The sequence below is a fragment of the Tenacibaculum sp. SG-28 genome, assembly GCF_002954385.1.
Taxonomy (GTDB): Bacteria; Bacteroidota; Bacteroidia; order Flavobacteriales; family Flavobacteriaceae; genus Polaribacter.
In genome coordinates this window covers 336,642-357,441 of sequence record NZ_MQVY01000003.1, presented here as the reverse complement: position 1 = coordinate 357,441, position 20,800 = coordinate 336,642, and the positions used below count along the sequence as shown (strand labels likewise).

20 protein-coding genes and 3 pseudogenes are annotated in these 20,800 nt (G+C 34.1%); 2 read left to right on the top strand and 21 right to left on the bottom strand.

What is annotated here, in order from left to right; translation table 11 throughout:
• Nucleotides 1-20: 20 nt before the first annotated feature.
• The 8 genes from BSU00_RS09855 to BSU00_RS09815 all read right to left on the bottom strand — a co-directional run bounded on the left by BSU00_RS09855 (nt 21) and on the right by BSU00_RS09815 (nt 5,959).
• A complete protein-coding gene (locus BSU00_RS09855; RefSeq protein ID WP_105004218.1) occupies nt 21-449 on the bottom strand; it encodes a hypothetical protein in 429 nt (142 codons plus the stop codon).
• 82 nt (nt 450-531) lie between these two features.
• Nucleotides 532-1,062: a hypothetical protein gene (locus BSU00_RS09850; protein ID WP_105004217.1), complete on the bottom strand. Its 531-nt coding sequence runs from the start codon at nt 1,060-1,062 to the stop codon at nt 532-534.
• Between the two features lie 595 nt (nt 1,063-1,657).
• The gene (locus BSU00_RS09840; RefSeq protein WP_105004215.1) at nt 1,658-2,062 is read right to left on the bottom strand and encodes a hypothetical protein; all 405 of its coding nucleotides are present in this window, start codon (nt 2,060-2,062) and stop codon (nt 1,658-1,660) included.
• Nucleotides 2,063-2,223: 161 nt separating this feature from the next.
• A complete protein-coding gene (locus BSU00_RS09835; protein WP_105004214.1) occupies nt 2,224-2,676 on the bottom strand; it encodes a hypothetical protein in 453 nt (150 codons plus the stop codon).
• Nucleotides 2,677-2,756: 80 nt separating this feature from the next.
• The gene (locus BSU00_RS09830) at nt 2,757-3,104 is read right to left on the bottom strand and encodes a hypothetical protein (protein ID WP_105004213.1); all 348 of its coding nucleotides are present in this window, start codon (nt 3,102-3,104) and stop codon (nt 2,757-2,759) included.
• Nucleotides 3,105-3,415: 311 nt separating this feature from the next.
• Nucleotides 3,416-4,123 carry a carboxypeptidase-like regulatory domain-containing protein gene (locus tag BSU00_RS09825; RefSeq protein ID WP_105004212.1) on the bottom strand — a complete coding sequence of 236 codons (708 nt, stop codon included), beginning with the start codon at nt 4,121-4,123 and terminating at the stop codon, nt 3,416-3,418.
• 164 nt (nt 4,124-4,287) lie between these two features.
• On the bottom strand, nt 4,288-5,082 hold the full coding sequence (locus BSU00_RS09820) for a cation transporter (protein WP_105004211.1): 795 nt from the start codon (nt 5,080-5,082) through the stop codon (nt 4,288-4,290).
• A 244-nt stretch (nt 5,083-5,326) separates the two neighbouring features.
• Entirely contained in the window at nt 5,327-5,959 is a 633-nt protein-coding gene (locus tag BSU00_RS09815; protein WP_105004210.1) for a hypothetical protein, read from the bottom strand.
• A gap of 927 nt (nt 5,960-6,886) precedes the next feature.
• On the opposite strand from BSU00_RS09815, the gene BSU00_RS09810 reads away from it, so the two are divergent.
• Nucleotides 6,887-7,681: a LuxR C-terminal-related transcriptional regulator gene (locus BSU00_RS09810; protein ID WP_158254414.1), complete on the top strand. Its 795-nt coding sequence runs from the start codon at nt 6,887-6,889 to the stop codon at nt 7,679-7,681.
• A gap of 79 nt (nt 7,682-7,760) precedes the next feature.
• On the opposite strand, the gene BSU00_RS09805 is transcribed toward BSU00_RS09810, so the two are convergent.
• The 8 genes and pseudogenes from BSU00_RS09805 to BSU00_RS09765 all read right to left on the bottom strand — a co-directional run bounded on the left by BSU00_RS09805 (nt 7,761) and on the right by BSU00_RS09765 (nt 16,555).
• Nucleotides 7,761-10,871 (bottom strand): efflux RND transporter permease subunit, encoded by a 3,111-nt coding sequence (locus BSU00_RS09805; protein ID WP_105004208.1) that lies wholly within the window; start codon nt 10,869-10,871, stop codon nt 7,761-7,763.
• A gap of 7 nt (nt 10,872-10,878) precedes the next feature.
• Nucleotides 10,879-11,964, bottom strand: coding sequence for an efflux RND transporter periplasmic adaptor subunit (locus BSU00_RS09800; RefSeq protein ID WP_105004207.1), 1,086 nt, complete (start codon nt 11,962-11,964; stop codon nt 10,879-10,881).
• 8 nt (nt 11,965-11,972) lie between these two features.
• A complete protein-coding gene (locus BSU00_RS09795) occupies nt 11,973-12,572 on the bottom strand; it encodes a TolC family protein (RefSeq protein WP_233188693.1) in 600 nt (199 codons plus the stop codon).
• Between the two features lie 17 nt (nt 12,573-12,589).
• Nucleotides 12,590-13,201, bottom strand: a pseudogene (locus tag BSU00_RS09790) (TolC family protein); the annotation flags it as partial.
• Between the two features lie 50 nt (nt 13,202-13,251).
• The gene (locus BSU00_RS09785; protein WP_146104838.1) at nt 13,252-14,295 is read right to left on the bottom strand and encodes a hypothetical protein; all 1,044 of its coding nucleotides are present in this window, start codon (nt 14,293-14,295) and stop codon (nt 13,252-13,254) included.
• A gap of 722 nt (nt 14,296-15,017) precedes the next feature.
• Nucleotides 15,018-15,494: a hypothetical protein gene (locus BSU00_RS09775; RefSeq protein WP_105004202.1), complete on the bottom strand. Its 477-nt coding sequence runs from the start codon at nt 15,492-15,494 to the stop codon at nt 15,018-15,020.
• Between the two features lies 1 nt (nt 15,495).
• Complete coding sequence (gene folE, locus BSU00_RS09770) at nt 15,496-16,158, bottom strand: GTP cyclohydrolase I FolE (RefSeq protein WP_105004201.1); 663 nt, start codon at nt 16,156-16,158, stop codon at nt 15,496-15,498.
• Nucleotides 16,151-16,555: a MerC domain-containing protein gene (locus BSU00_RS09765; RefSeq protein WP_105004200.1), complete on the bottom strand. Its 405-nt coding sequence runs from the start codon at nt 16,553-16,555 to the stop codon at nt 16,151-16,153. Before BSU00_RS09765 ends, folE begins: the two co-directional genes overlap by 8 nt.
• Nucleotides 16,556-16,638: 83 nt before the next feature.
• Here BSU00_RS09765 and BSU00_RS09760 point away from each other — a divergent pair, with 83 nt between their 5' ends.
• Nucleotides 16,639-17,019: a Fur family transcriptional regulator gene (locus BSU00_RS09760; protein WP_105004199.1), complete on the top strand. Its 381-nt coding sequence runs from the start codon at nt 16,639-16,641 to the stop codon at nt 17,017-17,019.
• A 100-nt stretch (nt 17,020-17,119) separates the two neighbouring features.
• Here BSU00_RS09760 and BSU00_RS09755 read toward each other — a convergent pair whose 3' ends face one another.
• The 5 genes and pseudogenes from BSU00_RS09755 to BSU00_RS13435 all read right to left on the bottom strand — a co-directional run.
• Nucleotides 17,120-18,562, bottom strand: coding sequence for a DUF3526 domain-containing protein (locus BSU00_RS09755; RefSeq protein ID WP_105004198.1), 1,443 nt, complete (start codon nt 18,560-18,562; stop codon nt 17,120-17,122).
• Nucleotides 18,563-19,039, bottom strand: a pseudogene (locus tag BSU00_RS09750) (DUF3526 domain-containing protein); the annotation flags it as partial.
• Between the two features lie 62 nt (nt 19,040-19,101).
• Nucleotides 19,102-19,965, bottom strand: coding sequence for an ABC transporter permease (locus BSU00_RS09745; RefSeq protein ID WP_105004196.1), 864 nt, complete (start codon nt 19,963-19,965; stop codon nt 19,102-19,104).
• Entirely contained in the window at nt 19,946-20,275 is a 330-nt protein-coding gene (locus BSU00_RS13440) for an AAA family ATPase (protein ID WP_233188692.1), read from the bottom strand. The genes BSU00_RS09745 and BSU00_RS13440 overlap by 20 nt, the downstream gene beginning before the upstream one ends.
• A pseudogene (locus BSU00_RS13435) lies at nt 20,261-20,679 on the bottom strand (ATP-binding cassette domain-containing protein); the annotation flags it as partial. The pseudogene BSU00_RS13435 and the gene BSU00_RS13440, both read right to left, overlap by 15 nt.
• Between the last annotated feature and the right edge of the window lie 121 nt (nt 20,680-20,800).

Genomic DNA, 20,800 nt, shown 5'->3' with positions numbered 1-20,800 from the left:
CAGTTTAGGAAGTGTTGTAGCTAGTTTTTCTTCATTTTAAGAACAAATGGAGATTCCGTCATAGTAAAAAATACTCCTCCTTCTTTTCTTAAAACTTTTATTCCCATTAATTCGTATTTATCCTTATTCTCGTCTTTATATTTTTTTTCTTGAATCATTATGTATGATTCGCTTTTGAATTTCCAATGAGTATTATTCATTATGTTCCTCAATTCAGGGAAATTAATATTTAAATTAAAGATATGATTACTCTTAAACTCGAAAGTAGAGTTTTTAAATGCTTTAATCAATAAGTCCATCTTTTGTTGCTGATCTTTTTTGGGCATTTTGGGAATATTACCAACAATTTTTTCAACTCGCCACTTTCCTATTAACTCAGTCTCTTTGATGCTTTGAGAAAAACATATTAAATTAACAAAAAGTAAAAATAAAGTTATACTGTATTTCATAATCAATTTTAATTAGCTACAACGGTTTGGCTAAGCTGCGTTTTAATGCAGTTTAGGTGTTGTTGGCAAATCGTTTTATTATTTAATCCTTTTGAAAATCCTTATAATCAATGTAGAAAGCAAATTTGTCATTGTATTTCTTTAATTTCATTTTATAATTTCGATTATTTGAATTAATAATAATTCCTTCTTCGAGTCTTTTAAATTTCCTTTTTTCTTCTTTTCGTCCTTCTCGTTCCGCTTTTTTTGAAAAATAACGGGTGAAGGTAATAGGAATTTCAATCAATCTAATTGTTTCAAGATTTAATTCATTTCCTTTAATTTTATTGATGTTTTCTATAATTATTGGATAATAATAATTTAAAGAAATTATAATTTTATCCGGCTTCATTTTATTAGATAATGTAAATGAACCATCTTCTAAACTTGTGTCGGTTTTATCTAATAAGGTTCCTTTATTGAAGGTTTCTATTTTTACGGCTGGAAGATATTGATTAGTACTGTAATCAATAACTTTTCCTTTTAATATTGAATAATTTTGTCCGAATGCACTTTGAAAAGAAAACAAAATTGTAATTAAAGTTGAAGTTGTAAAAATTAGTTTTCTAATCATCTTTTTTAATGTTTGCCAACGGTTTGGCTAAGCTGCGTTTTAATGCAGTTTAGGTAGTGTTAGCAAATGTTTTTTTCATTTCAAGGTATTGTTATCATTCCAGTAAATAAGTATTTCCCTTCAGATTTATCAAACATATAAATCGTACTTGACGATTCATTTCCAAGCAATTTCCCGAAACTATAACTTATTCTAATAATAGAATCTGTTATATAATTTGAATATTTCATTCCTCCTACAAGTTCAGGGTTATACAATTTTCCAAGATGATTTTTAAATATCAGTTCACTCGCTTGCAATTTGTCATTCTCTGATGGAATGCAATTAACACATATAATTGAGTCTTTTGAATTGCTAATTAAATATACTAGATCTTTATTCTCAATTCCTGTTTTGAATTTTTCCCAAATTGTACTTTTTTCGGTCAAATTATTAGATTGCCGATTACAAGAAAACACAAGGAATATAAATATTATTAGAATTGAAAAATTGTAATTTACTATTATTTTCATCTGGAGTTCTTTCGACTAATATTTGCTAACGTTTTGGCTAAGCTGCGTTTTAATGCAGTTTAGGTGTTGTTGTATGGCGTTTCTTATTCGGAAGACTTTACTAAATCAAGATAGTATTTCCGATAAGCAAAATATTCCGCTTTTAGTTTTTCCGACATATATTGAGTAATTCTTTCCATTTCATCAGCGGCATCTCCTAATAGTAAAGCTTCACAATATGAGACATTAAGAGCATTTTCCAGTTCGGAATTTATCAACTCAATTTTAGATTCTTGAAATTCAAAACATCGCTTAAGTTCATCAATATCATTATTTTCAATCTGCTTAATTGTATATTCAGCAAAAGTCTCCATTCGCATATGAATCATTTCAGATTCCCATTCTAGAATTCCCAGTTTAGTTTCTGGAAATTCTTTCATTACCAAATCAAAATACTCCTCAGGCTTCATTTTTCCTTCATCTAGATTGATCCAATTTTCACCTTTCATCTTAATAGAGTTTAATTAATGGCATACAACGTTTTGGCTATGATTAGTTGCGTTTTTAAAGTTAGGTATTTTTCCGATAGAGTAGAGTTTTTTAATGTGTAAGAACTTTCATAAACTTAACCCACTAAGCAATTACTTATAGCCATTGTTGCCCACAGTTTTTAATCCCTTAACACTCCGATTACAAAGTCCCAAATTCCGTGAAATATTTTTTTTGAAGTCGGTAAAGGTTTTTCCTGATTAGGATCCTCTAACCAGTTTCCACAAACATTACAGATAACTTCATATTTATAAGTAGCTCGTCCACCAATTCCGTCCCAAGTTGCTACTTCGTCTCCAATTCCAATTCCACCACCAGTGTTTGTCCATTCCACCTTATTTTTCAATAATTTATCAGAATAACAACGTGGACATCTTACTCTATCATCATTCAATTTTGACTTTGGATTTTTGGAAATTAATCGGTCAATTTTAGATTCGTTCAGGTTTCTTTCAATCAGATATTCTTTTATTTCCGATTGAGTCTCTTTCATATAAGTCAGAAGCTTGAATTTTGCAAAATATGCTAATTCATAGTCGTCTAATTCGGTCAGAAAGTTTTTTACTCTGCTCATTTCTCAAATTGTGGGCAACGGTTTGGCTAAGCTGCGTTTTAATGCAGTTTAGGTAGTGTTAGCAAATGTTTTTTTTCATTTCAAGGTATTGTCATCATTCCAGTAAATAAGTATTTCCCGTCAGATTTATCAAACATATAAATCGTACTTGACGATTCATTTCCAAGCAATTTCCCGAAACTATAACTTATTCTAATAATAGAATCTGTTTTATAATTTGAGTATTTCATTCCTCCTATAAGTTCAGGGTTATACAATTTTCCAAGATGATTTTTAAATATCAGTTCACTCGCTTGCAATTTGTCATTCTCTGATGGAATGCAATCAACACATATAATTGAGTCTTTTGAATTGCTAATTAAATATATTAAATCTTTATTTTCAATTCCTGTTTTGAATTTTTCCCAAATTGTATTTTTTTCGGTCAAATTATTAGATCGCCGATTACAAGAAAACACAAGGAATATAAATATTATTAGAATTGAAAAATTGTAATTTACTGTTCTTATTTTCATTAGGAGTTCTTTCGACTAATATTTGCTAACGGTTAGTATATGGCAAGTAGGGCAGTAGAAAGCAATAACCTTTCAAGTTTGCACTGAGCCAAAACGTTGTATTTTGTTTTTATTTTATTCATTTTAAAAGCCAAATCAACGATTTGGCGGTGTTGGTATATAGCACTGAACTTTCATTAACCACCGAACGCCCTATTTGCTATATACAGTGTTGTAGCACGTTTTTATTCTTTTTCTTCCATTTCTTCTTCTGTCCAAGCTGAGTCAAGGAAATATTTATTATTCTCTTCTTTAAAACTTCCAAACATCAAAGTCGTATCTGATGAACTTACCGTAAACCAAGCACCACTATTAATCGAATACTCAAATTCAGTCGAACCTTGAAGTAATTTCCCGTGAATTCTGCAGGGATAATGTCCAAATAAATGGTGCCATTCAGGCCCACTAATTGGCTTTGATTGTTGAATTATCTTTTCAATCTCCAATTTGTCCAAAGTCCAATTTATGCAAGATGTTGTGTCTTTGTCAGATGAAGGATAGTCATTTGATTTTTCAAGTTCTACAATTTCGAAGTCTTCCTTAAAGTCAAAGATTGCAGCCTGTTGTTTGGTTGTAGGTTGCAATAAAATCGTGTCAGTTGAGTTATTTGGGAAAATGATTTTTTGAGTTTCGTAACCGTCTTTAGAGAAGAACATTGTTATTTCATTACATCTACCTGCAACTCCATAAATTTCATAAGCTCCATTTTCAGTTGTAATCGTTTTTCTGTTAAATGGGTTCTCCAAGTCAGTGGTGTCCGTTTTTCCTATTGCCACATTTTGAATTGGCTTTTTGGTCAATTTGTCTAAAACAATTCCCGATAAGTGGTATTGACAGTCACAAGCAGTTAAAATCAATAGAATAATAAATATTATCGGAAATTTTTGTTTCATCTGGTTTTCCTTAATGTGCTACAACGGTTAGGCTATGAGTAGTTGCTTAAGGTTTTAAAGATAGCAAAAAGGCACTAGGTGAGGAAAATTCGGAGAATTTTCCAAGTAGCACTTACCAACCCAAGCAATTACTTATAGCCATTGTTGTGGTTAGTGTTTTTTATTTATTTACTCAATTTTAATATTCTAAACGCTCCTTGAATTACCAAAACAAAAACGATTGTTCCGATAATTAAATCAGGTTTGTTGGAACTTAACCAATTTACCAAAAGTCCAGCAATTATTACTCCTAAATTGATAATCACGTCATTCGAAGTGAAAATCATACTTGCCTTCATATGAGCTTCTTCTTTACTTTTTGACTTTTGTAAAATGTAGAGACAAATTCCGTTTGCAATAAGTGCAAAAATCGAAACGATAATCATTGTCGAAAAGTCAGGAATTTTCTCGTCTCCGAAAAATCTTCTTAAAACTTCCACAAATCCAATAATCGCAAGTGTTATTTGAAAATATCCAGCAAGTTTTGCAATCTGTTTTTTTCTTGTCAGAGTTCCGCCAACAGCAAACAAACTAATTCCGTAAACAAAACTGTCAGCAAGCATATCCAAACTATCAGCAACTAATCCCATTGATTTTGAGATTATTCCAGTTGTCATTTCGATTAGGAAAAAGGCGAAATTTATTCCGAGTACAGTCCAGAGTAGTTTTTTTTGGTTTGAGTTTTCGTTAAATTCCGTTTGGTCGGTTTGTTCGGTCGAGATTTTCTTTCCGCCTAAATTCAATTCGAGAACGGATTTTTCGATTTGGTCAATTTCTCCGCTGTGAAAAACAGTCAGTTTTCGGTTGGGAATGTCAAAGTCCAAATTCACAATACTCGAGATTCCGTCCAATTTCATTCGGATTAGATTTTCCTCTGAAGGACAATCCATTTTTGTAATCTCAAATATCGTTTTGTTCATTCAATTTCTCGGTTTTTGGACATTAACCACAACGTTCTGTGTATGGACAGTAGCAGATTCGAAGCACTTCACTTTCGGTTTACCACTAAGCCAAAACAAACGTTTTTGCTTTTAATTTTCTTTCTGTTAAACGTCAAAACTTTGTTTTGGCGTTGCCTGCTCAAAGAACAGGACTTTCAATTTGTCTCTAAATGCCCTATTGGCTATACACCTTGTTGTGCACTGGCTTTTTTAATTTTTTCCTTTACCAAATCGTCCACCAAGGTTTTTTTTCGGTTTGATATTTCTCTCTTAACATTCCATTTTGTTGGAATTCAAGATGTTCGTTCCTTGCGAGAAATTCTTGAAAAGAACCACCTTTTATGTCCTTCGTTTCGAGATCAATTTCAAATTCAGACCAAGGTCGATTGTCGTTAGTAGGGTCATATGTCTGCCCGATTATCTTGTTGGCAACGAGTTTCAAATCTTTAATTCCATCCCACGAAATTCTGTCGCTTTTCCAAATTTCACCTGTTTTATTGTCAAGCACCAAAATGTGTATGTCGTCAGAGCAAATCAGGCTTCCATCTTCTTTTTGAATGACGTCTTTGATTGCCAGTCCGAAAGTCATTTTGGGTTTCTGTTCGTCAGGGTTCATTATGTACCCTTGTCCACCTGCGAAAACGACAATAATATTATGTTCTGGAAAGTCGAAGATGTTATTAAAGTCAGTCCAACCTGGTCTGAAATTGGCGACCCATTCTTCTCCGTTCGACTTCTTTAATTTCACGACATATCCTTCCGAGTAAAATGGTTCTTCGTCACCTGAAACTGGAATGTACATCGGTCCATATGGTGGAAGTCCATTTAAAATCTCGTATCGTTTTTCTGTCGTCATTTAGTTTCTTGGTGTTGTTCTTTTAGCTTGTGCACAACTATTGAATATGTGCAATTACACATATTTACCTTTCAAATATAGTTAAATAGCTTTTATAAAAAGTGAATTTTTGATTTGGAAAAATAATTACATTTTTAGAGGTTATACTTTTTAGTTTTATAAGCTGTGCGCCCTTAATAGTAGGGGAGATGTTGAATTTTAGTTTCCTACATATGATACTTTTAGTACGTATTTAAATTAATCATTATTATGTTATTAACCATTTTTTAAATGTTTAAATACATTTCTTAACGTTTATAAATATTTGTTTTTATTTCTTATAAATTTCACCTAAATCTTTACTTTTTACAAAACAAATAAGAATGGGAAAAGCTATTTGTAGTTTTCCAATTTTTATATTTTTTTTTACAACAAACCATCTAAAAATGATACCCCCAAACTAGTCAAATCACTTTTCGCTAAAAATGGAAAATTAATCGTAAAAATCTCCTTATATTTAGGGATAAATTAAGTATAACTACCGTAAACGATACCGTAAACGATTTTTAGTTTTATTCGAGTTAAGTTGCTGATAATCAATTGATAAATCCAGACTCATAACCCGAAGGTTTTTTGCTTTTATTTTTAGCATTTCTATGCAGTGTAACTTGTAATTATTACCTGCGTTTTACAAAACAAATTCTTTTGGTATACTACTATTGTATGCCGCATACCAAAAAATATTTTGTGAGAAATACCATTCCTTTAAAGTGCTGTTTTTGGCTATTTTTATTGGTTGAAAAAATAAAAAATGAAAGCAATACCATGCTATTCAGTTACTTGTAAAATTCTTTATTGTATATTTATGCTTCAGATAGAATGAATGGCTATACTTATACGGGGGTAGGGTTTTATTGTTCTAGAGAAAACCAGCAATTTCAAAAAATTATGACACTACGTAAAAAAGAAAATTTTTTAGACGGCGTGTGGTCTAAAAGAATGAATCTAGAACCGCTTAAAAAACAAACTTTTGTTCCGAATACAGATCTTAATAATCTATTGGGAAAAGTGATATCGGTAGGGCCATATTATTATTATACTTTAAATTTTTCGGAGTACCCTCAAGTACATATGGAAAATAAGAATAGTACTATTTCAGATTATTTTAACATACCATTAGAAGAATTTAATTTGGAAGTACTGATGAGTCGAATTCATCCAGACGATATTAATTTTATTCAAAAAGCCGAAGAATTATCGTTTCGTGCGGCAGAATCTATTTATGCAAAAAACATTTTCAGTTTTAAAAATGGGTATTGCTTCCGGGTAAGAGATAAAAATGAGGAGTACAGAGTTATTCACCACCAAGCAATGCTTTTAGAGGTAGATTCTAAGAATACGATTATAAAAAGCGTTAACATACATACCGATATTAGCCATATTACAAACATAAACCCTAGAACGGTTTCTTTTTTTGGTTTAGACGATACATTACCAACATACGTTGGCTTAGATCCCTATAAAAATACAATTTTTGAGGATGCACTTTTAACGCAGTTTACCAATAGGGAACTGGAGATTATTCGTTTTGTTTCTTCTGGTTTGTCCAATAAAAACATGGGAGAAATCATGGGTATTTCTGAAAGCACCGTAAGTACGCATAGAAAGAATATTTTAGCCAAATCTTCTTGCAATAACTTTGTAGAATTAGTTGCCAAGTTAATAAAGGAAGGCATTATTTAAATCTTTTTACCGCACTGTGATGAGGTGCACCTGCAGCCTTCCTTTAGTTTTCCTGTTTGATAAATTTACCGATAGTTCGCTACTCTAATAATTCTTCTGAAAACTGATATCCTTTGTAATTCACTTTGTACAATACACTGTACAACAAAGGAATAAACAACAAGGTGATTACGGTTCCGAAAAGTAAACCAACCATAATACTTACTGCCATTCCTTCCCACATTTCACCACCACTTAAATACAGTGGTATTAATCCTAGCACCGTGGTAAATGTTGCTAAAAGTATGGGTCTAAATCTCTGTAAACATGCCGCTATAACGGCATCTTCGATTGGTCTTTTTAGTTCGTTTTCTTCAATCTGAATTCTGTCAATAAGTACAATGGCATTATTGATGACAATTCCAGCAAGCGAAATCACTCCTAAGAAAGGCATAAATCCGAAAGGCTCTCCAAAAATTAATAGACCAATAACCACTCCAATAATACCAAGAGGAATGGTAGCCGCAACCATAAAGGTTTTCCGTACAGAGTTAAACTGGATGATTAAAAGCAAGAGAATAATAAATCCAGAAAGAGGCAAGTAACTTATTACTGCTCCCATATTTTCTGCCGTATTTTCAGCATCTCCTCCGAATTTATAGGTGTACCCCTCTGGCCATTCTTTAGATACTTCTAGTAAATGTGGTTTTATTTGACTCATAACCTGAGAGGCATTTCCATTGGCCGTTAATTCACTACTAACATTTATAGTACGGTCGATATCTAAGCGTTTAATTTTAGCGTATTGCCATTCTGGAGAAATACTTGCTACTTGGAGTAGCGGTACACTTCTTCCGGTATTTTGGGCGTAAATATTAAGTGTTTCAATAGAGGCTAGCGTTTGTTGTTGGCTGTCGTCGCTTCGCATTAAAATAGGAATAGATTTATCATCCTCTCGATATTCTCCTGTTTTAAAACCACTTAAAACGGTTTGTAAAGAGGTGGCGATATCCGAACTAGTAACACCAGCTAACTGCGCTTTATTTTGATCAATATTAACTACGAACTTTTTCGTTTTTGGCCCCCAATCGTCTTTTACGTTTTTCGTTCCTGAGAGGGTTTTTAATTTTTGTTTGGTTTGTTCTGAAAGTTTTGCCAGTACATCCGGGTCTTCTCCAGAAATTTTAATTTCTATGGGAGTTCCTCCGCCTCCCGAACCTAGTAAGCCAACTTTAATATCTGCATTTGGGAAATTGTTATAACAGTAATTATCTAGCTTCTCTACCATTTCATTGTTGTAAATGAAGTTGGAGGTATTGATAAGAATGTGGGCATAACTCGGGTCTGGTTCATCGGTAGTATACCCTAAATCATAAGATTCGGGTCCTGCACCGATATACGAAGACCAATCTGAAATTCCGTTCTCTCTGTCTTTGGTTACTAGTAATTCTTTTACAATATAACTTTCAATATCTTTAATTACTTTTTGTGTGGCTTCAATTCTCGTTCCTTGTGGCAGGTTGATGTCTACGGTTACCATATTTCTATCACTATCTGGGAAGAATACAAAAGGAATGTATCCAAAACCAAAAAGAGAAGCAATGAAAAGACCAACAATACTACAAAGAACAATACCTTTAATTTGCAATGCTTTTAATATTAGGTTTTTGTATTGCACTTTTAAAGCATAGATGGTTTTGTCAATAAACGTTTCCTTCTTTTCTTCTTTCGGTGTTACTTTTAAAAACAAGAAGCAAAGCAGTGTAATTACGGTTAACGCAATGATCCATGATGATAAAAGCGCTAAAGAAATAACTACGAATATTGGTCCAACGATATCTCCCATGGTAGATTCCGCCATATAAAATGCTAAAAATGCTGCAGAAGTGGTTAAGGTGGAAATGAGTAGTGGCGTAAATAACTCGCCACAAGCATCAATAGCTGCTTTTTTGGCCGAAATACCATTTTCCATTTTTACCATTATGGTTTCTGCAACCACAATAGCATTATCTACCATCATTCCAAGTGCCATAATAAGGGCAGCCAGGGTTACCTGATTTAAACCCATATCTATGGTTCCCATGAGCATGATTGTCATGATGGTTACCATAGGGATTAAACTAGCGATTATACCTCCTGTTCGAAACCCGAGGAAAATAAGCATTACAAGCAATACAATTGCAATTGATTGTAGTAAATTAACTACAAAAGAACTTATCTTATCGTCGATGTAATTGTCTAATGAAGATAGTCTTTGAAGCTCTAAACCTACGGGTAAGGTGCGTTTCCAGCTTGCAATAACAGCATCGATGTCTTCTCCTAACTGAATGATATTTGCTCCTTCTTTCAAACTTATATGCAACGATATTGCCTCTTTTCCATTTACCGTTACCAATTGTTTTGGAGGGTCAATATAACCTTGTGTTACTCTCGTAATATCACCAAGATATACCATTTGTGTTCCGTCTCCTACCGGTATCAGGGTTTTTTTGATGTCTTTTAAAGAGTTAAAATTTCCTGTAGGTTCGAGGATTATTCTTTCGTCTCCAAGGTTAACTTCTCCTCCCGAGCTTAAAATATTGGTATTACCAATAATATTCTGAAGTTTTGCAGAAGAGAGTCCGTATTCTTTTAATCGTGTGTTGTCAAATTCTATAAAGATTCGCTCGTCCTGTACACCACCGAGTTCTACCTTAGCAGCCAAATCTAATTTGATAAAATCATCTTTAATATCATCGATATATTCTTTTGCTTCTGCATAGGTAAACCCATCAATTACCAAGCCAACAGCAATACCGAAAACTTCGCCAATTCCATCGTCATTTAGTACCGGTACAACACCTGCAGGAAGTCCTTCAATTTGGGAAAGTTTTCTTCGTAATCTGTCCCAAACAGCTTGTAAGTCTTCGGGTTTTACTTGTTCTTTTAATTCTACAGAAACCACCGAGAGTCCGGATCTTGAGGTACTACTTACCTCCTTTAGCTCGGGCAGCTCTTGCGCTATTTTCTCCACTTTATCGGTAACTAATTGTTCTACTCTCTCCGGGCTTGATCCTGGGAAGGAAGAAACTACAGTTGCGACACGAACGGTATAGGGTGGCATACTGTCTCGAGACAGTGAGGTATAGAACACCATACCCATTATAATAATCGTGGTTAGAACCGTAAAAGTAATACGATTCCTGTTAATCGAAAATTCGGCTAAATTCATGTGCCCCTTAATTTAATTTAACTTGTTGTCCGTCGAGTAGCGTCTGTAAACCAGCTGTTACTACTTTTTCACCCAGTTTTAAACCAGACTGAATTTCAAATCCACTAGGAGTAAGTTCTCCTATGGTAATTTTTTGTTTAACCACTGTAGCGCTATCGCCTTGTTCCTTAACGGTAAATACAAATCTACCATCCGAATCTTCTCCAACTGCGTTTGCAGGAACCACCAATATTTTGTCTGATTTGTTTTCGTTCGTGAATTCAAATATAACTGTCGCTGCCATACCGCTTTTAATTCTTTCATCTTTTTCGTTAATGGTAACTCGAATAGGATACGTGGCATTGTTTAAGTTAATCGACGGAGCAACTTCGGTTACTTTCGCATCAAAAGTTTTATTTTCGATAGCAGTAAAAGTTACCGCTACTTTCATGCCTTTTTCTACGGAGTTTATCACCGATTCTGGTAACCCTAAACTAATTTCAATGGAAGACCCTGCATTTAGAACTCCAACAATTTGTCCTGGAGAAATGTTTTCATCTATTTCTGCACTAACAGAAGCAATTACCCCATCTTCCGGCGCATACAAATAGCCATACTGTATTTTATCTTTTTGTATAGCAACACTCCTCTTCGAAGATTCATAGCTTGCCATGGCAGTTTTATAGGAGTTTTTTGCGGCTTCATAATCGCTCAATGAGGCACTTCCTTTTTCGTATAAAGAACGTATTCTATTTAAATTGAGTTTGGCAGTACTCATTTGCGATTCTGAACTATTTTTGGCTTCAATAGAAGATTCGTAGCTCAACCTTGCAGTTACATTATCTAAGGTGCCTAGCAATTCATTTTTTCTAACTTTTTGCCCTAGTTCTAGATTAAATTTGGTGATGATGCCGCTATTTCTAAAACTCAGATTAATGATTTTTTCTGTTTTCGCTGTACCAGAAAATTCTCTAACTTTTTCACCACCTAAAAAACGTACCTCTGTAAATTTTACGGGTCGTAACGCAGCAGGTTCTTCTTGTTTTTTCTCTTTACAGGAGAAAAATAAGGCTAGAGTTATAATACATAGTATACTACTAGGATAAGACTTCATCTTTGTATTTATTTTTTGTTTAAAATATATTCCATAGCTCTTTCAGTAAAGCTATTATTATCGGTTTCTGAATGCATTAAAAAGAAATACCCAATACTTCTCTCTAATTGCATTGAGGTAATTAAATAATTGTAATTTGCCGTAGCACTTGCCAATTGTGATCGCAGGTAATTTGTTTGTGCGTCAATGAGTTGAATTACGGGAATGGCACCGTTTTCATAGGCATTTTGCGTTAAATCTAAACTTTCTTTTGCGGTTTCTTCGGCAATTTTAGAAATCTGTATGTTGGAGATTTGATTGACGAGTTCTAACACAACGTCATTTACATTTTTCTCAATACGCAATGCAATATCTTCTTTTTGTGTACTTAATTGTTCCCCTTGAATTTTTGCAGTTTGCCTATTGATATTTCTTCTGTTCTGCTGGAAAATAGGTAACGAAATATTAAGACCTACATTGTAATTGCTGTCTGGAGGTGTTAGGCCACTGATAGAACCAACCCCTTCTCCCGATTGTGAGAATAAGTGGTTGTATTGTCCTTGGAGGGCGATGGTAGGGATTAATCTCCCGTACCCATTTAATTTATAATTTCTATCGACGGCATCGATGTTATACCCTATGGTTTTTAGTTCTGGCGCATTGATTTTTGCTCCTGCACAAGAAACGCTATGAGCTTGGTTTGTATTTTAGGATCGTCTAACAGCGTAAACAATTTCTGGTAATTATATTCTTTAAAAACACCTTCCGATAACTCGGCATCTTCTAAATCTATAGGGTTAGAAATCTCGTTGTTTAGTAGTTGGTTTATGGTGTTTAACGACTGTTTAAACGCATTACTCGCTTGGATTAAACTTTGCGTATTTTGTGCAAGCTGACTTCGAAAACGCAACACATCCGATTTACCACTAGCGCCAGCATCAAAGTTTTGTTCTGCTAATTCTAAATTTCTCTTTGTAATTTGTAAGTTTTGATTTTGAATTTTAGCATTTGTTTTCAAGATAAGCGCACTAAAGTATGCATTACAAGCATTAAATAGGGCATCTAATTCAGCCGTGTTATAAATTTCTTCTTGTGCTTTTTCAAGCTCTTTTTGAATAGCAATATTGGCAACTGCACTTTCCGAATACAACAGCTGCTGTGCTGCAATATTACCGTTGGTAGAAAACTCTGGATTTAAACCGTTAGATACTTTTGCAAGCTCTGGGTCTATGTACACTACATTTGCATTTGCGGTAACATCCGGAAGAAAAGTACTCTTAGCAGTTTTTACTTCTTGGCTAGCTAATGCTACAGATTTTTTTCTACTTGTAGGGCTAAATTTTTATTGAGAATTCCATTCATGATATCCATAATACTTAAGGATACCTCAGAATTTGTAATAGAGGCCTCACCCATAAAATTAACAGTACCGAGCATGCTGTACCGTACTTGAAAATCAATTTCAGAGGCAGTAGTAAAATTAATGCTTAATTTTCGTTTGTAATCAATGTACATCGGGAGTTCGGAAGGATTCTTACCGGCAATAATGTCTTCTACACTCAAGGCAATTCTTCTAAAAAATTGTTCTGTATTCGTATCGGGTTGGTTAGTAGCTAAAATGCCACGTTCTACATCTCGTATCCCAAAGGCAGAAAAAGAAGGTAATTTTTTAGCATTTATCGCATTAATTAAGGCGCTTCTTTCTGCCTCTTTTAAATAAAATCCTCCTGCTAAATACACGGCATCAATGCCTTCTAATTCGTTTTCCCAATTGGTAGTTTCCGTTATTGGAATTAGGGTAAAGTCGTTCTCGGTATCCTTAAAGTACGACGCAAATAATTCTTGTACAGGGAGTGTTTTGGGAAGAAATTCATCAACGATAATTCCTAATTTTTTATAATCATATAGTGTTTTAAAAACCGATAAATCTTCTTTATAGGACATAGGAGCAATAAGATAGGTAATATTGTTTTGCCCGGATGTTTTTTGTGCTACAGGGAGGTTAATAAAATCTTTATTTACGGTTCCGAAAACAATAGTTGGTTTCGGGAAGCTCGTCTCTTGGTGCAGCACAATACTGTTTACCACTCCAAAGGCAAGAATGATATCCGTATTACCCTTAAGTAATTCCTGATAATTCTGAACAGCCCTTTCTTTACTAAAATTATTCTCTAATGCGGTTTTAAAGACTAAAGTAGCATCTTCTCCAACAACTGCTTTTATTTCATTTTTCATCGCCGTTACCAAATCTTCTGGCTCCGAAATCAATTTGTCACTAAGAATACCAACAGAAACAGTTTTTTGTGCTTGTGCAAAACTTGCAAAGCAAAGTAATAGTAGGAGTAATCTCATAGTTTGTAGCATGATTAAAACTTTTCAAATTTACTGTTTTTTAATGAAAAAAAACAAGCCATTACAATAATGATGATGTGCAAATAGTTGGAGGATTCTATAGCTACTAAAATACACTTTTTTAGTAGATATACCACCTTGGGTAAAACCTATTTAAGGGTACTAATTTTTTTTAAGTTACGATTCCTATTTTCTCAAGAATAATAAAAAATATTCCAGGAGATGCTGAATTTTTAATTCATACAAAATTTTCGCATGCAAAGTAATTTTGGATAGATATCTTGAAAAGTGTTGCTTTTGTGGTTAAATATTTTGCCAACTATCGGTATTATTACACCAGACTTTTTTTTAAAAACAGTTTCTAGTTCTAAAATTTTCTTATTGAGATAATAGGATAAAAAGGCAATCTCTGGAGCGTCTTTTTTTTACTTATTATGGAGTTTGACTTTTCGAGGAGGATGGTTTGGTACAAATTATGCAACCCTTGTATTCTTGTGTAGCTATTTGTTCCTAGGGCATCGGAAAAAATTACATTCTGTTGGGATAGCACCATATAGATTTTTTGAATATGGTGTTTTTCTATGAGTTCCGAAAGCTTTTGAATGGTTTTAGAATCATGAGCAAAAGAATTTCCCAGTGACGTGTAGAAGTAATTCTCTTGCTCAAATTCCTTATTAATTCTATTTTCTAAACAGTCCGTAGGACAGATAAAAAATAAATTTTTATGCATCTAATGGTGCAGGATTGTATGGGAAAGAGGAGTGGTGTACATCAATTTTTAAAGCCCCATCCACTAGCTTATATCCAAAAGTATATTCTACTTTAGCTTCGTCGCCATTGAGGTCGGTAAAGAAATAGTTTCCCATTGCAATAGCTCTATTTTCTTCGGTGATGATATTGGTGTTTTCAAATCTAACTTTTGTCCATGGTTGAATTGCGAACCCATGATCTTCATCGCAAGCTCGGTCATCTCCAGCGATAAAATACGATGTTGCATCGGCTTTCGAAGGTCTAAACTGCTCTAAAGCACATTTTGTCGGCTTAAACAATACTGTTCCTAATTCAAATCCGTAAAGTTCGTCGAGAAACGCACTAGTAAATGTTTCACATTCTTGTCTTTGATCTTTTAAAGATCCTATTTTAACAACTCCTTCTCCCCATTTTTTTTGTGCTGAGACAACTTGGTCTTTTGTAATCATTTTATTCAGTTTTAAGGTTAATGGTATGTATGAATTCGTTACGATATTCTTTCTCGTGAAAGCAGCCCCCATATTCTAAGGTCGTCGTAACACTATTTTTATCTTTTATTCCTCGGGAAGAAACGCATAAATGTTTTGCTACCAACATCACAATTACATCTTCTGTTTCTAGCGTTTTTTGTAAGTCTTGTAGGATTTGAATCGCAAGTCGTTCCTGTACTTGCGGTCTGTGTGCATAATAGTCTACCAATCTGTTTATTTTGGATAGTCCTATAACTTTGGTTTTTGGAATATAGGCAATATGCGCATGTCCTGTTATTGGAAGAAAGTGATGCTCACAAGCAGAGTCGATGGTTATCTGCTGTTCGATGAGCATTTTGCTATATTTATATTTATTGGGAAAGGTAGATAGTCTTGGCTTATTTTTAGGGTTTAATCCATAAAATAATTCTTTGACGTACATTTTTGCTACCCGATATGGTGTGCCAGACAAACTTTCATCTGTTACATCAAGCCCAAGCTCCTCCATTATTTTTTTAAAATGATGTTGGATATTTTTAATTTTTTCCTCCTCTGATTTTGCAAAAGCATCCGACATCATCGGTGTTTTTGCATTCTCAGAGAGGTGTAGGTCTCCTATTAATTCCATTCGTTCCTTATCCATCCTTCGTACAACATTTATCGGTTTTACATTGGCAATACCTAAGATTGTATACGTGAAGTAATACAAGGCTAAAACCAGCGATATAAATACTGATTTCTGGTAATGGTACTACTTGTATATTTTCATTGATTATGGTAATACACAAACAAGCCCAAAAAAACCACAAGGCGAATTTCATTACAGGTTTTGTAGTTGTCTGTCCAGAGCGATAGACTGCAAAAAAGGATACCACCAAGAAAAATATATCAATCCATCGCCACCAGCTTGGTGTGGCACTTGCACCTATAGTACAACAAGAATGTGCGATGAATAAAAAAGGAGTTGCAAAACAATGTGCTGTACATAGTCCGCTCGCTAAAATCCCTAAATTGTCTGGTTTTTGAATACTTAATTTCACTGTAAAAATTTTATTATCGCAACTTTGTTGCAAATATAAAACATTTATTTTTTATTGGTTTACAGTTGTGTTAAATTTGCACCATGGGTGTTGTTCGAAAAACCAAATCATTAGAATTAATTTTAGCTGAATTCGATAAGAATTTAGGAGCTATAGCTGCTGTTTCTTTGGTAAAACGCCTTACTTCAAAATTTAATAAAACAACTATTTATAGAATTTTAGAACGCCTAGAAGACGATGGTGTTTTACATTCATTTACGGGGCATAATGGCACCAAATGGTACGCTAAATGTAATGGGTGTACTTCCGATGGTCATGTCGATGTGCACCCTCATTTTCACTGTCTTACTTGTGGTGTCGTGGAATGCATCTCTTTAGAAATTAAAATTCCATCTATTCCCAACAGAAAGGTTCTGACATCTCAAGTTCTCTTGGAGGGAACTTGTGAGCGCTGTTTACAATAGAAGGAATTTCTTTTGTTTTAAAAAGTAGGAATAATACCTCTTTTAATATCGAAATAGCGATGCCAATGGTTCTTTATTACACCGCTATTTCGGATTGAAGTTATTGTTGTGATTTTAAAATGGTACTGCTCAGTTTCTTTTTACTTTGTTTTCTAGAAAACATAAAGAGTAATACAAAACAAAAAACACCGAGCGCTACAGTATGCAGCCATATACCACTGGAAATTCTGTTTTCGTATTTGTATTTGGGGAGTTCCTCGTAGTTTTTTACAGTGAATTTTTCTCCTTTAAAAAGCATTGGGATGAGGTAGGCTCTCCAAGTCTCAGAAAATTCATAGACTTGCTTTTTAAAATCGTTATAATGCTTTTCCGAAGTTCCAGAGATGGCATTTAGCGTTTGCTGCATTAAAATTGCCGGAGAAATATACGTAAACACGCCAACCAACTGCTGCTGTTTCCTCAGTTGAGATTCGTATTGTTCTACAAGAGGCTTTGTTTTTTCTTCTAGTATTTTTTCGGATGCAAAATAATTGTGCCAAAAGCCAAATTTTTGTTCTTTATTCTCCTGCGCTAATTCCGGATGATTTCTTAAATAATCATTTAAAATTTCATTTTGTTTTTCTTCATTTTCTTTTTTTACTTGTCGAATTTCATTGATCATTTTTAAACGAGAAGGAGTAGGGTATAGGGAGGTGCTCAATTGGTTTATGGTTGCAGGTAATACAATTACTATGAGTAGCCAGATGCCAATAAATGTAAGGGCACTTTTTGAAGAGGATGCAATTCGGATATTAATGCCAAAAGCAACGACAAACCAAAACCCTATGTAAACGGCTGTTATCACTAGTAATCCTAACAGGTGCAAGCTGTCTTGAAATCCATCTCGAGCAAAGAGAAGCATACTCAATAAAATACTCACTATGGTGATAGCCGTAAATAAGGTATAACGGATTGCCATTTTTTGCCAAAGCCATTTCCAAATAGATATTGGTTGTGCTCCTAATAATTTCAATGTTCCAAGTTCTTTTTCTTTGGTTAAAACATTGTATGTGAATGCAATTATAAAAAGTGGTACAATAAAAATTATCACAAAAGCTAAGTCAAAACTTCCAAAAAGAAGTTGTACCGGATTTACCATTTCTGCATAATCCAAAGCAAAGTTATTGCCATATACTGTAGGGCTTTTAAAATGGGTATACATATCACTCTGCCCAGTAGCTATGAATGCTAGTTTGTCTGGTTGCATAACTGCTAACCTAGGATATCTGTAGCCAACAGTCATTGGTTCTGAGGGTAATTGCCAATACGGGACATCTACTTTTTCTTTTTTGTTAATTTTAGATAGCAAACCAAGCATAACACTGTCTTTTTGTTGCATTGCTATTTCCATTTTTGTAATATCAGATTGTCTTTTTGCTACTGTTTTTGTACCATTAAAAGTAGCAAACCCAATAAGCAATGTGATACCCAAAAAGAGCACTAATAACCAATTGTTGCGAAGCAACATTTTTATTTCGTAGAATATAGAATTACTAAACATCATTTATATTTTTTTTGAAGAAATCACGATACCGAGAAATGGAATAAAAAGCCAGCCAGAGAGGTATAGTAGATTTTTTGTATTACCTTTTATAATCTTTTGTAAACTTGGGGGATCAAATTCAAATTTCGGAAGTTCTTTGAATTTTGAAGCGCTCATTTTATAGCCGCGTTCTCCGTATTTTGAATTGTCTTTTATATCGTAGTTTAAAAATTGCTGTTGGGCAATTCTATATTCCTCTGCAGCTTTTGTGAATTCCCAATGAATTTGATCACTTGTGTTGGCAATATCCATAGACATAAATCGCACCGGAATAAAGGGAGATAAAAAAGATAACTTTTGATACGTACCATTTTGTTTGGCAGCAATTTCCTCTAAAATTTTATAATGCTTTGCGTAAATCTCTGCTTCATGCTCTTCACCTTTTTGCATCCTATACCCAGCATAATTGAACGGCAATTGACTGATGCTGTCTACGTTATATTTTGCTAAGGTTTCTTTTTCTAATTGTTTTGCAGCCTCATTCCAAGGATTATGACCGTCTAATCCATTTTTTTATCGTCATTTATTCTCGCTTCAAAAACGGATTTTGAAGGATAAGGATTGTTTTCGTTGGCTATGTTTGTAGCTATTTTTGGGGTAACAAAACTAAAAAGAATCCAAACTGCAAGACTACCTACCAGAGAAACTCCAGAGGAGTTACTCCACATGGATATGAGAATAGTTACCGAGGTAATAATTAGATAGTACACGAGGTATACTAGCAATAAACTAATTAAGTTAGACCAACTGAAAAATACATACGAGGAAAGACTTGAAAGTAGGATTCCTAGTACCAGAAAAACGATTAGTGTTAGCAGGATAATTGGGAGTAAGGTGGCAAACCATTTTCCCAAAGCGATACTTAGTGGTTGCACACCCTGACTTTTTAAAAGTGTAAATGTTTGGTGTTCCTTTTCTTTAGTATAACTGTTATAGCCTATTAGAATTATGAGTAATGGAAATAGGTAGATAAGTATAAAATGAATAGAAAGGGTTCCAAACCTCGCTAAGCTTGTTTGATCACTAGCTTCGTTAAATGCAGCTTCATTTCTACTATGCGCCTCTAAAAATATCGAATTTCCTGTGTATTTGTTTACCCCGTAGTCAATGAGGGATAGCGCAAATTTTGGTTTAAATGCATAGGTGCCGTAATGTGCTGCTGAATGTGGATTTTTTTCTTCTTGAGTTTCCCAAATAGTCCGTTCTTTTTGTACCGATTCTTGGTATTGTTGGTTGTTTTTTTGGTATTGTTTTATACCCGTTACACCGGCGATTAGCAATAAAAATAGCGTTATATATACGGTAATTTTAAAACGGCCATCTCGAATAAGTTCCTTGAGTTCCTTATAGATTATATGCTTCATTTTCCCCGATGTTTTTGTAGTTCATAATACTTAAATAAATACGTTCCAACTCCGAAAGGGAAATGGTACTCGTATCGGTATGGTTTTCCAAAATACCCGATCGCATAATTCCGATGTGAGTACTTATTTCTTTGGCGCGAAATAGATCGTGCGTCGCCATTAAAATCACTACCCCCTCGTTTTTCATCTTGGTTAGTAATTGCATAAAATCATTACTGGATTTTGGATCTAATCCAGAAGTTGGTTCGTCTAAGAGTAGTACTTTTGAGTTTTTTGCAATGGCGAGCGCAATTCCTACTTTTTGGCGCATTCCCTTAGAAAAGGTCGCAACTCTTTTTACATGTGCTTCTTCTTGTAAATCGGCATCTGCCAGGTATTTTTTTAATGCAGAAGCAGTAAACTTTTTTCCCGAAAGTTTGGTAAAATAATCTAAGTTCTCTAGGGCTGATAGCGTTGGTATAACATTAAGTTTTCTGGGATATACGTAAGAAAGTTTTTTGTCGCAATGGGATTCTTTACAACGTCTAAACCATTAATTGCTGCACTGCCAGAAGTTGGTTGGATAAAGTTTAACAATAGGTTAATAGTGGTTGATTTTCCCGCGCCGTTTGCTCCTAAAAGGCATAAGATTTCTCCTGCTTGTACTTCGAATGATAGGTTGCTAACAGCAGTAAAATCTCCATATTTTTTAGTAATATTTTTTGTAGATATCATGATAAATAATTTATTGTAAAAAGGATACGATTTTTCCATACAATACATCTTTGTATTGCTATAACGTTATCTGTCGAATACAGATGTATGATAGTAGTGTATTACACTATTGGAGGAGGCC

Excerpts from the sequence above, each read along its gene's own strand:
- BSU00_RS09855 (WP_105004218.1), bottom strand. The coding sequence starts at position 449 with ATGAAATACAGTATAACTTTATTTTTACTTTTTGTTAATTTAATATGT.
- BSU00_RS09850 (WP_105004217.1), bottom strand. The coding sequence starts at position 1,062 with ATGATTAGAAAACTAATTTTTACAACTTCAACTTTAATTACAATTTTG.
- BSU00_RS09840 (WP_105004215.1), bottom strand. The coding sequence starts at position 2,062 with ATGAAAGGTGAAAATTGGATCAATCTAGATGAAGGAAAAATGAAGCCT.
- BSU00_RS09835 (WP_105004214.1), bottom strand. The coding sequence starts at position 2,676 with ATGAGCAGAGTAAAAAACTTTCTGACCGAATTAGACGACTATGAATTA.
- BSU00_RS09825 (WP_105004212.1), bottom strand. The coding sequence starts at position 4,123 with ATGAAACAAAAATTTCCGATAATATTTATTATTCTATTGATTTTAACT.
- BSU00_RS09820 (WP_105004211.1), bottom strand. The coding sequence starts at position 5,082 with ATGAACAAAACGATATTTGAGATTACAAAAATGGATTGTCCTTCAGAG.
- BSU00_RS09815 (WP_105004210.1), bottom strand. The coding sequence starts at position 5,959 with ATGACGACAGAAAAACGATACGAGATTTTAAATGGACTTCCACCATAT.
- BSU00_RS09810 (WP_158254414.1), top strand. The coding sequence starts at position 6,887 with ATGACACTACGTAAAAAAGAAAATTTTTTAGACGGCGTGTGGTCTAAA.
- BSU00_RS09805 (WP_105004208.1), bottom strand. The coding sequence starts at position 10,871 with ATGAATTTAGCCGAATTTTCGATTAACAGGAATCGTATTACTTTTACG.
- BSU00_RS09800 (WP_105004207.1), bottom strand. The coding sequence starts at position 11,964 with ATGAAGTCTTATCCTAGTAGTATACTATGTATTATAACTCTAGCCTTA.
- BSU00_RS09785 (WP_146104838.1), bottom strand. The coding sequence starts at position 14,295 with ATGAGATTACTCCTACTATTACTTTGCTTTGCAAGTTTTGCACAAGCA.
- BSU00_RS09775 (WP_105004202.1), bottom strand. The coding sequence starts at position 15,494 with ATGATTACAAAAGACCAAGTTGTCTCAGCACAAAAAAAATGGGGAGAA.
- folE (WP_105004201.1), bottom strand. The coding sequence starts at position 16,158 with ATGGATAAGGAACGAATGGAATTAATAGGAGACCTACACCTCTCTGAG.
- BSU00_RS09760 (WP_105004199.1), top strand. The coding sequence starts at position 16,639 with ATGGGTGTTGTTCGAAAAACCAAATCATTAGAATTAATTTTAGCTGAA.
- BSU00_RS09755 (WP_105004198.1), bottom strand. The coding sequence starts at position 18,562 with ATGATGTTTAGTAATTCTATATTCTACGAAATAAAAATGTTGCTTCGC.
- BSU00_RS09745 (WP_105004196.1), bottom strand. The coding sequence starts at position 19,965 with ATGAAGCATATAATCTATAAGGAACTCAAGGAACTTATTCGAGATGGC.
- BSU00_RS13440 (WP_233188692.1), bottom strand. The coding sequence starts at position 20,275 with ATGCGCCAAAAAGTAGGAATTGCGCTCGCCATTGCAAAAAACTCAAAA.